The sequence below is a fragment of the Thermoanaerobacter sp. CM-CNRG TB177 genome (assembly GCF_018588165.1).
Classification (GTDB): Bacteria; Bacillota; Thermoanaerobacteria; order Thermoanaerobacterales; family Thermoanaerobacteraceae; genus Thermoanaerobacter; species Thermoanaerobacter thermocopriae.
In genome coordinates, this window is the sequence record NZ_JAFCAC010000044.1 from 115434 (window position 1) to 125391 (window position 9958).

The 9958-nt window shown below is 35.6% G+C and carries 11 protein-coding genes; 8 read left to right on the top strand and 3 right to left on the bottom strand.

Annotated features, from left to right (window positions below):
• Positions 1 to 54 precede the first annotated feature (54 nt).
• Positions 55 to 1050, bottom strand: a complete 996-nt coding sequence (locus tag I4N53_RS03630; protein ID WP_214495598.1) for an AIR synthase family protein — start codon at positions 1048 to 1050, stop codon at positions 55 to 57.
• A gap of 216 nt (positions 1051 to 1266) precedes the next feature.
• Between I4N53_RS03630 and pyrR the strand changes: the two genes are divergently transcribed.
• The 7 genes from pyrR (at position 1267) to pyrE (ending at position 7433) form a co-directional block, all read left to right on the top strand.
• Positions 1267 to 1803 (top strand): bifunctional pyr operon transcriptional regulator/uracil phosphoribosyltransferase PyrR, encoded by a 537-nt coding sequence (gene pyrR, locus I4N53_RS03635; RefSeq protein ID WP_214495599.1) that lies wholly within the window; start codon positions 1267 to 1269, stop codon positions 1801 to 1803.
• A 206-nt stretch (positions 1804 to 2009) separates the two neighbouring features.
• Positions 2010 to 2924, top strand: a complete 915-nt coding sequence (locus tag I4N53_RS03640) for an aspartate carbamoyltransferase catalytic subunit (RefSeq protein WP_214495600.1) — start codon at positions 2010 to 2012, stop codon at positions 2922 to 2924.
• A 1-nt stretch (position 2925) separates the two neighbouring features.
• Positions 2926 to 4221, top strand: a complete 1296-nt coding sequence (locus I4N53_RS03645; RefSeq protein ID WP_214495601.1) for a dihydroorotase — start codon at positions 2926 to 2928, stop codon at positions 4219 to 4221.
• A 57-nt stretch (positions 4222 to 4278) separates the two neighbouring features.
• Positions 4279 to 5202, top strand: coding sequence for an orotidine-5'-phosphate decarboxylase (pyrF, locus tag I4N53_RS03650; RefSeq protein WP_214495602.1), 924 nt, complete (start codon positions 4279 to 4281; stop codon positions 5200 to 5202).
• Positions 5203 to 5210: 8 nt separating this feature from the next.
• The gene (locus I4N53_RS03655) at positions 5211 to 5942 is read left to right on the top strand and encodes a dihydroorotate dehydrogenase electron transfer subunit (protein WP_013150408.1); all 732 of its coding nucleotides are present in this window, start codon (positions 5211 to 5213) and stop codon (positions 5940 to 5942) included.
• Complete coding sequence (locus tag I4N53_RS03660; protein WP_028992376.1) at positions 5939 to 6847, top strand: dihydroorotate dehydrogenase; 909 nt, start codon at positions 5939 to 5941, stop codon at positions 6845 to 6847. Before I4N53_RS03655 ends, I4N53_RS03660 begins: the two co-directional genes overlap by 4 nt.
• A gap of 13 nt (positions 6848 to 6860) precedes the next feature.
• The gene (gene pyrE / locus I4N53_RS03665; protein ID WP_028992377.1) at positions 6861 to 7433 is read left to right on the top strand and encodes an orotate phosphoribosyltransferase; all 573 of its coding nucleotides are present in this window, start codon (positions 6861 to 6863) and stop codon (positions 7431 to 7433) included.
• Here pyrE and I4N53_RS03670 read toward each other — a convergent pair.
• Both I4N53_RS03670 and I4N53_RS03675 read right to left on the bottom strand, forming a co-directional pair.
• The gene (locus I4N53_RS03670) at positions 7430 to 7663 is read right to left on the bottom strand and encodes a peptidoglycan-binding protein (RefSeq protein ID WP_003868407.1); all 234 of its coding nucleotides are present in this window, start codon (positions 7661 to 7663) and stop codon (positions 7430 to 7432) included. The genes pyrE and I4N53_RS03670 overlap by 4 nt on opposite strands.
• Before the next feature lie 66 nt (positions 7664 to 7729).
• Complete coding sequence (locus I4N53_RS03675) at positions 7730 to 8905, bottom strand: class I SAM-dependent rRNA methyltransferase (RefSeq protein WP_009052448.1); 1176 nt, start codon at positions 8903 to 8905, stop codon at positions 7730 to 7732.
• A 110-nt stretch (positions 8906 to 9015) separates the two neighbouring features.
• Here I4N53_RS03675 and I4N53_RS03680 point away from each other — a divergent pair, with 110 nt between their 5' ends.
• The gene (locus I4N53_RS03680) at positions 9016 to 9723 is read left to right on the top strand and encodes a tRNA 2-thiocytidine biosynthesis TtcA family protein (protein ID WP_003868409.1); all 708 of its coding nucleotides are present in this window, start codon (positions 9016 to 9018) and stop codon (positions 9721 to 9723) included.
• The last annotated feature ends 235 nt before the right edge of the window (positions 9724 to 9958 follow it).

Sequence of the window (9958 nt, forward strand, 5' to 3'; positions counted from 1 at the left end):
TTCCTTATGCAAAATATCCTATTTCCGAAAGTTTGTCTACAGTCTGAGATAGGATTAAGTGGGAATCCTATCTTTATTTACAAGGTATATCTCATCTCTTTCAGGAGGAGTTATCTCTTTTTTTCCATGGGCTGTTACCAAGTATTTTCCTTCTTTTGTTATTTTACCTACAATTGTAGCTGTTATGCCAATTTTATTTAAAGCATCGATTATTTTACTGCTGTCACTGGCAGTAATTATTATTGAACCGCTGGATATAAGTTTCAAAGGGTTTATGCCAAAAAAACGGCAAATTTCTTTTGTCTCAGGGCGTATTGGCAATTTTTCTTCATATATTTCAATGCCAAGGCCAGAGGCTTCTGCAATTTCATAAGCTGCTCCTAATATTCCTCCTTCTGTTATATCGTGCATTGCATTTGCACCATTTTGCGCGGCTACAAGTCCTTCTTCTATGACACTTATTTCGTTTATAAAACTTTGTGCTTTTAAGATAAAATCTTTATCGTAGTGCTTTAGCAGTAAATCTTCATAGTCAGTTGCTAAAATTGCTGTGCCTTCAAGGCCTAAAGCTTTTGTAACTATGACATCATCGCCTATTTTTGCGCCTTTTGTGGTTATGTACTCACCTTTTTTAGCCATGCCAATTGCTGTTGTGCTTATAATAGGCTTGTTTACTGTAGTGGTTATTTCTGTGTGGCCTCCTAAAACTTCAATACTTAATTTTTTTGCTGCTCTATCTATTTCTTTCATGATGCCATGTAAAGTAGCTTCTTCAGTACCTTCGGGCAGTAGTATAGTTGATAATATTCCAATTGGCTTTGCGCCACAAGAAGCCAAGTCATTACAGGATATTATGACAGATAAAAAGCCGCTTAATTTGTCTGCTGCTGTTATGGGGTCTGTTGAAAGGACTGCCACGTATTCGCCGAAATCGATTATACTACAATCTTCTCCTATTTGGGAATGGACTAAAACTTCTTTTCTTTTAACTCCGAGATATGGGAAAACACTTCTTTTTAATATTTCTGCAGGTACTTTTCCTACTTCCATTTTGTCACATCCTTCTTTTAATATTGGTGTCAATACTAAAATCTTAACACAATTTTTATTTTTTTTAAATATTCCTATAGACAAGTTGAAAAGAATGTGATAATATTATAAAAAACAAGGTCCTTTAAGCAGTCCTGTGAGGCTGGCAAGGTTACCATAATGTAGTATAAAAAACTTCTTGCCAGTGCAAGAAGTTTTTTTGTGGAGGTTGTGAAGTTGAGGATAAAAGCGGAGATAATGGATGAAAAAGCTATAGACAGAGCGCTTATACGAATAGCCCATGAAATTGTGGAAAGGAATAAAGGTATTGAAGATGTGGTTTTGGTAGGCATTAAGACAAGAGGAGTGCCTTTAGCAGAAAGAATAGCAAGGTATATATCGCGAATTGAAGGAAAAAAGCCTCCAGTAGGGTCATTGGATATCACCCTATACCGTGATGACCTTACCACGGACCTTGAACAGCCAGTAGTGAAGAAAAAAGATATAGGTGTGGATGTGGTAGGTAAAATAGTGGTGTTAGTGGACGACGTGATATACACAGGAAGGACTATAAGGGCTGCTATGGATGCAATTATCGACTTAGGAAGGCCTAAAGCGATACAGCTGGCAGAATTAATAGACAGAGGGCACAGGGAATTGCCTATAAAGCCAGATTATGTGGGTAAAAATGTTCCAACATCAAAAAATGAAATAGTAAATGTGATGTTGGAGGAAGTAGATAAAATCAACAAAGTAGTAATAACTGAAAAGTAGTACCTTTAATTTAGCCCAGCGAGGCTAAAAAGGGAGAATTAATAGATATTCTCCCGGAGTATTAAATTTTGCGAAGGGAGGATTTTTTATGCCAAAATTCGAAACCCTAATTTTAACAGAAAAGAATATTTTATACAAAAAGAGTAGTGCCATTTCACATTATTGTGATGTGGTAACTACTCTTTTTTTAAAAGGAGGAAAGTAATGTGAAGAAAAAAGACCTGTTAGGCATTAAGGATTTATCGAAAGAAGAAATACTGGAAGTTTTAGACACTGCAAAGGAGATGAAAAAAATTCTAAATGGAGAAAAATATTCACAGATACTAAAAGGGAAAACAGTTGTGACAATTTTTTTCGAACCTAGCACAAGAACAAGACTATCTTTTGAGATGGCAGCAAAGTATTTAGGTGCCCATTACGGCAATATAGAAGTGGCTACCAGCAGTGTTGCCAAAGGGGAGTCTTTAATAGACACCATAAGGACTGTTGAGATGATGAAGGCGGATGTAATAATAACAAGGCACAACATGAGTGGGGCGCCGCATTTTATGGCAAAATACACTGATGCCTCTATCATAAACGCAGGAGATGGTATAAATGAACATCCCACTCAAGCCTTGTTGGACATGATGACAATCAGAGAAAAGAAAGAAAGCTTTGAAGGATTAAAAGTAGCAATAATAGGAGATATTATGCACAGCAGAGTTGCACGGTCAAACATATGGGGACTTAAAAAGATGGGGGCGGAAGTGAGAGTTGCAGGCCCTTCAACCTTAATGCCACCACAAATAGAAAAAATGGGAGTTAAAGCTTACTACAATGTAGAGGAAGCTATAAAGGATGCGGATGTAGTGATGGGACTAAGAATTCAATTGGAAAGGCAAAAAAGTGGACTATTTCCGTCAATTGATGAATACAGAGAGTATTTTGGCATAAATAAGGAGAGAATGAAACTTGCAAAAGCCGATGCGATATTGATGCATCCAGGGCCTATAAACAGAAACGTTGAACTTACGTCAGAAGCAGCAAATGACAAGTATTCTGTTATAGAAGAACAGGTGACAAACGGTGTCGCTGTTAGGATGGCACTTTTAAAAATACTTTGTGAAAGGAGAAATTAAAATGAGGATGATTATAAAAGATGGTACTGTAATAGACGGGTTTGGAAGTGAAGTTAAAGCGGATATATTAATAGACTATGGTATCATAAAAGCGATTGACAAAAATATACAAGTCTCAGACGTGATAGTGATTGATGCAACAGGCAAATATGTACTTCCTGGTTTTGTAGACATGCACACCCATTTAAGGCAACCGGGATTTGAAGAGAAAGAAACTATTAAAACAGGTACAGAGGCTGCAGCAGCAGGAGGTTATACTACTGTTACCTGCATGCCAAATACAAATCCTACTATAGACAATGAAATAGTAGTAGAATATGTCAAAAGCATTGCACAAAGAGAAGGAGTTGTAAAGGTACTTCCTATAGGAGCTATGACAAAGGGAATGAGAGGCGAAGAAATAACCGAAATGGCAAAACTTAAAAAAGCAGGGGTTGTTGCATTGTCTGATGATGGTTTTCCAATAATGAGTGCAGGGCTTATGAAGAGGATAATGACATATGGGAAAATGCATGACTTACTCATGATAACCCACTGTGAAGACAAAACATTAAGTGGCGAAGGTGTAATGAATAGCGGGGTAATTTCCACAATGATAGGATTAAAAGGCATACCAAGAGAAGCAGAAGAAGTCATGCTTGCAAGAAATATTATACTTGCAAAGGCTACTGGTGTAAGGCTTCACATCGCACATGTCTCAACAAAAGGAAGTGTCGAACTTATAAGAGAAGCGAAAGAAAAGGGAGTGAAAATAACTGCTGAAGTGACTCCTCACAATCTTACCTTGACAGATGAAGCAGTCTATAATTACGATACAAACACAAAAGCTTATCCACCATTAAGGACAAGAGAGGATATAGAAGCATTAATAGAAGGATTGAAAGATGGCACAATAGATGCAATTGCGACGGACCATGCCCCTCACACTAAGGATGACAAAAAAGTGCCTTACGACATGGCTGCTTTTGGAATATCGGGTTTAGAGACAGCTTTCTCTGTGATAAATACTTTCCTTGTACAGACAGGTAAAATAACCATAAAAGAGTTAGTCAATTACATGAGTATAAATCCTGCGAAAATATTAGGTATATCCAGTGGGATAAAGGTAGGGTCGATAGCGGATATTGTAATTGTAGACCTTTATGAAGAGTATGTAGTTGACAAAGATAAATTTAAATCAAAAGGGAGAAACACACCTTTCCATGGTATGAGGCTAAAAGGAGTCGTGGAATATACGATAGTAGAAGGAGAAATAAAATACAAAAAGGATAGAAAAAAAGAAAAAATTGAGGTATAATTAGTAATAAATATTTATACAATAAAATGAATAAACTTTCAGTGAAGGATGAGGAATATGTTTATTGACAGGTTAATTGAAAATATAAAATTTAAAAAAAGCCCTGTGGTGGTAGGACTTGACCCCAGAATTGAAATGACGCCTAAGTTTATAAAGGATACTGCCTTTAAAAAAAGAGGCGAAAACATTGAAGGTGTGGGTGAAGCTTTATATCTCTTTAACAAAGGAATAATAGATGCAGTCTACGATATTGTACCTGCAGTCAAAATCCAAGTTGCTTTTTACGAAGCTTATGGGATAGAAGGATTTAAAGCTTTTTTCAAAACTGCTGAATACGCTAAAAATTTAGGGCTTATGGTAATAGCGGATGTTAAAAGAGGAGATATACAAGAGGTTGCAAAAATGTATTCAAAAGCTTATTTGCAAAACCAGTTGTTTGATGCTATTACTGTAAATCCCTATATGGGTGAAGACACTATAATGCCTTATGTAGAAGATGCGATTAAATACGATAAGGGTATATTTGCACTTGTCAAGACTTCAAATAAAGGTTCTAAAGATATACAGGATATAAAAACTGCAACAGGAGAATACGTCTATCAACGAGTTGCTAAAATAATAAATAGAATTTCAAAGTCAGCAGTTGGGAAATATGGCTATAGTTCTATAGGTGCAGTAGTAGGTGCAACTTATCCAGAGGAAGCAAAAGTGCTAAGAAAGGAAATGCCAAATTGTTTCTTTCTAGTGCCAGGCTATGGGGCACAAGGGGGGACTGTTGAAGATATAATGGATTGTTTTGATGAGAATGGACTTGGCGCGATAATAAATTCTTCCCGGAGCGTTATCTATGCGTATCAAAGTCCTTACTGGAAAGATGTATATTCTGAATATGAGTATGCACAAGCGGCGAGAGCAGAGGTAATTCTTATGACAGGCATGATTAACAATGGGCTTGTTAAAAGAAGATACATCGCTTGTTGAGGTGAAAGATGAAGAGCAGGATATTGTCTAATGAAAAGATAGCCAGTGGCATTTATAAATTGGTATATGAGTGGAAGGGGGGAATACCTTCTCCAGGCCAATTTGTAATGGTGGACTGCAAAGACAAGACTTTTCTAAAGAGGCCTATAAGTGTATGCTCTGCTGATGACAAATCCATGACAATTGTATATCAGGTTAAAGGGGAAGGTACTAAAAATTTATCCGAAATGAAAAAAGGAGATACAATTGAAGTCACAGGTCCTCACGGACATGGCTTCAAACTATATGAGGACAAAAATGTGTTAATAGTAGGTGGGGGAATAGGCACTCCTCCCCTTCTATACCTTGCTAAAAAAATCAAAGCAAAAAATTTGTATATTGCGTTGGGATTTAAAAGTGAAATTTTTCTTGTGGAGGAGTTTAAAAATTTAGGAGAAGTTATTGTCACGACAGAGGACGGAAGTTTTGGGAAAAGAGGAATGGTGACACAAGCAATTGAAGATATAATTGATAAGATTGACATAATATATGGCTGTGGACCAAAGCCTATGCTAAAAGCTCTTAAAGAGATTTCTTTGAAAAATAATATTCCTTGTCAAATATCTGTAGAAGAAAGGATGGCTTGTGGCATAGGAGCTTGTCTTGTATGTGCTTGTAGAGTGAAAAAAGATGGTGGTTTTGAGTACAAAAGAGTGTGTAAAGATGGTCCCGTCTTTTGGGCTGAGGAGGTGGAATTTTGAATTTACAAGTTGTAATTGGAAAACTTAAATTAAAGAATCCAGTAATGGCAGCTTCAGGTACTTTTGGATTTGGAAGAGAGTACGGAGAATATATTGATTTAAATCAATTAGGAGCGATAGTTGTAAAAGGACTTACAGTAAAACCTAAAGAAGGTAATCCACCTCCACGAGTTTATGAAACTCCTTGTGGAATGCTAAACAGTGTAGGGCTTCAAAATCCGGGTGTAGATGCTTTCATTGAGAAAGAGCTGCCTTTTTTAAGAGATTATGATGTTGCTGTAATAGTGAATATTGCAGGAGAAACCATTGAGGAATTTGCTTATATGGCAAAGAAGCTTGATATAGATGGTGTTGATGGAATTGAAATAAATGTCTCCTGTCCAAATGTGAAAAAAGGTGGTATGGCTTTTGGAATAAATCCTGAGGATATATTTAATATAACAAAAGAAGTAAAAAAAGTTACACAAAAAACCGTTATTGTAAAATTAACACCAAATGTGACGGATATTGGGGTTTGTGCTAAAGCAGCAGAAGATGGAGGAGCAGATGCTGTATCTTTAATTAATACAATTGCAGGGATGGCTATAGATATTGATACAAGAAAACCTGTTTTTAAGAATGTCATTGCAGGATTATCAGGGCCTGCTATAAAGCCTATTGCCCTTAGGATGGTGTATGAGGCAGTGAGAGCCGTGAAAATTCCTGTTATAGGTATGGGCGGTATAAGTTCATTTAAAGATGCATTAGAATTTATGATTGCGGGGGCGAAGGCAGTGGCAATTGGCACTTGTAATTTTGTGAATCCCAATTGCACAATTGAGGTTATTGAGGGGATAAGACAATATATGGTTTTAAACAATATAGAGGACATAAATGAGATTATAGGTTCTTTAAAGGTTGATTAAAGGGGATGAGAAAATGGAAAGAGAAGAAGTCTTAGAGATTTTTAGCAAGTTAGGAGTAATTAACGAAGGACATTTTTTATTGACATCAGGAAAACACAGCGATACCTATTTGCAGTGTGCGAAAATATTCCAATATCCTAAATACAGCGAAATTTTTAGTAACGAGTTGGCGCTAAAATTTAAGGATTACAAAATAGATGTTGTAATAGGACCTGCAATTGGAGGAATTATATTAGCCTATGAAGTTGCTCGTCAGGTTGGAGCAAAAGCTTTTTTTGCAGAAAGAGAAGAAGGAATGATGAAGCTAAGAAGAGGGTTTGAAATCAAAGAAGGAGAAAATGTGCTTGTAGTAGAAGATGTAGTGACAACAGGGGGCTCCGTAAAAGAAGTTATAGAGTTAGTCAATTCCTTAAAAGGTAATGTAATAGGAGTTGGAAGTATAGTTGATAGAAGCGACGGAAAGGTAAATTTTGAAGTTCTTTTTAAGTCTGTGGTAAGCTTGTACGTTGAAGCATTTGAAAGAGAGGAATGCCCCCTTTGCAAAGAAGGCATTCCTCTTGTAAAGCCGGGAAGCAGGAAATTTTAAGGTATAAGCATATTTATAACTCTCATTGTCTCAGGTCCTACAATTCCATCAACTTTAAGGCCATTGTCCCTTTGAAATCTCATAACAGCGTTTTTGGTTCTTGGCCCAAAAATGCCGTCTATTGGACCAGGGTCATAACCTAAACTTTGAAGAATCATTTGAAGCTGAAGGACATCGTATCCGACGGTACCCTCGTATAGAAGCCTGGAGCCTAATTGTTGCCTCTCCATTTTTTCACCTCATTTATACACTTTCACTATTACACAATATGATAAAAATAGGGAAAGTGTTCTTTTTTATAAGACTTGTAGAATTAGGCACTTTAAGTATTGAGTTTCTTCAGAGGCTAATAATATTGGATGGTCTTTTGATTGAGTACGTTGTTCTACAAGTCTTACATTTCTTTTAGCATCATTGGCTGCTTCTTTAATGACATCTAAAAACATATCAGGTTTTATGTGCTGTGAACAAGAACAGGTGATGAGAAAGCCTCCTTCTCTTAGAATTTTTAATGCTCTTAAATTTATTTCCTTGTATCCCCTTAATGCGTCTTTTACAGTTTCTTTGCTTTTTGTAAAGGCAGGAGGGTCTAATATTACAGTGTCAAATTTTCTATTTTCTTTGTCGTATTTCCTCAGCAAATCAAAGGCATTGTCACATACGAAATTACATCTTTCTTGATAACCATTGAGTTCTACATTCTTTTTGGCCATTTCAATGGCTTCCTCAGAGATGTCGACTGTCTCGACTCTTTTTGCTCCATAGTGTAGGGCATGTACTGTAAATGAACCAGTGTGGCTGAAACAATCAAGAACTTCTGCATCTTTGACGTAATTTTGAATTGCTCTTCTGTTTTCTTTTTGATCTAAAAAATATCCAGTCTTTTGGCCATTTTCAATGTCTACCCAAAATTTTATTCCATTTTCTTCAAATTGTTGCATTGTGTCAAACTTGCCGTACAAATAACCTTTTTGCTGTGGAAGGCCCTCTAATTCTCTTACATTTACATCATTTCTTTCATAAATTCCTTTGGGATTTAATATTTCAACAAGAAGCTTTACTATTGTTTCTTTATATCGATCTATACCTAATGAAAGTGTTTGAAGAACGAGATAGTCACCAAATTTGTCCACGATTAAAGCAGGTAAAAAATCTGCTTCTGCAAATACGACTCTACAGGAGTTTAAATTGTCCATAACCTTTTTTCTGTATTCCCAGGCTCTTTTAATTCTTTTTCTAAAAAATTCTTCATCTATTTCTTCATGAATATCCCGAGTCAATAGTCTTACTGTTATCATGGATTTTAAATTTATATAGCCTTTTCCTATGAATTCTTTTTTGTGATTTAAAACATTTACAATTCCACCTGGAGTGTAATCTCCTTCAATTCTATCTATTTCAGTTTTGTATATCCAAGGGTGACCATTTAAAATCCTTTTAATATTTGTGTTTCTTAATATAACATCTGCCATAACTTCTCTCCTCACAACTTCTAATAATTTCTTTATATCATAATTAGCTAAAATATTCAATTGTATTGACATATTCCTGTGAATAGTATTAATATTGAAGGGGTGATAATATGCAAAAAATACTTGGAAGAATAAGAAGAGCAGTTCAAGATTTTAATATGATACAAGAGGGAGATATAATAGCTGTTGGTGTTTCAGGAGGAAAAGACAGTGTAACCCTTTTGTATGGATTACATCTTCTTAAAAATTTTTATCCGGAGAAATTTGAGGTAATGGGATTGATGTTGACGTTAGGTTATGATAATTTTGACCCAACGCCTGTAGAAAATTTTTGCCGAGAAAAAGGGATACCTTTTTTTATTAAAGAAACCGATATAAAAAAGATAGTATTTGATTACAGAAAAGAAGAAAATCCATGCTCTTTGTGTGCGAATTTAAGAAGAGGAGCATTAAATAATTTTGCAAAAGAAAAAGGATGCAACAAAGTGGCTTTAGCACATCATTATGATGACTTGATAGATACTTTTATCATGAATTTGTTTTACAATGGCAGGCTTCATACCTTTGAGCCGGTTTCTTTTTTAGACAGGTCAAAAATTACTGTAATAAGACCTATGATATACGTTAAGGAAAAAGACATAAGAAGTGAGGTTAAAAAGAGTAATTTGCCTGTTGTTAAAAATCCTTGTCCTGTTGAAGGTCACACAAAAAGACATTATATAAGGAATTTGCTAATAGACTTAAAGAAAGAAATACCTGAAATAGACAAAAGGATTTTTACAGCGATAAAAAAAGACGTTTTTCACTTTGAAGGATAAATGCAAAGAAGAATAAAAGTTAGCAAAAAAGAGTATAAAGAAAAAAACAAGGACATTTTCTGCTATTTTTCGACTTAATGGGGTTTTATAGGGATTGAACAATTCTTTTAAAAATGATATATTAATAAACGTCGCTGCTGAGGCGGCAAGACAGCAAAAAGGGGTATTGACAAGAGAGGATAGATTTGATAATATAGAGGAGCTGCGGTGAGGCAGAGAGGGACCTTGAAAAATG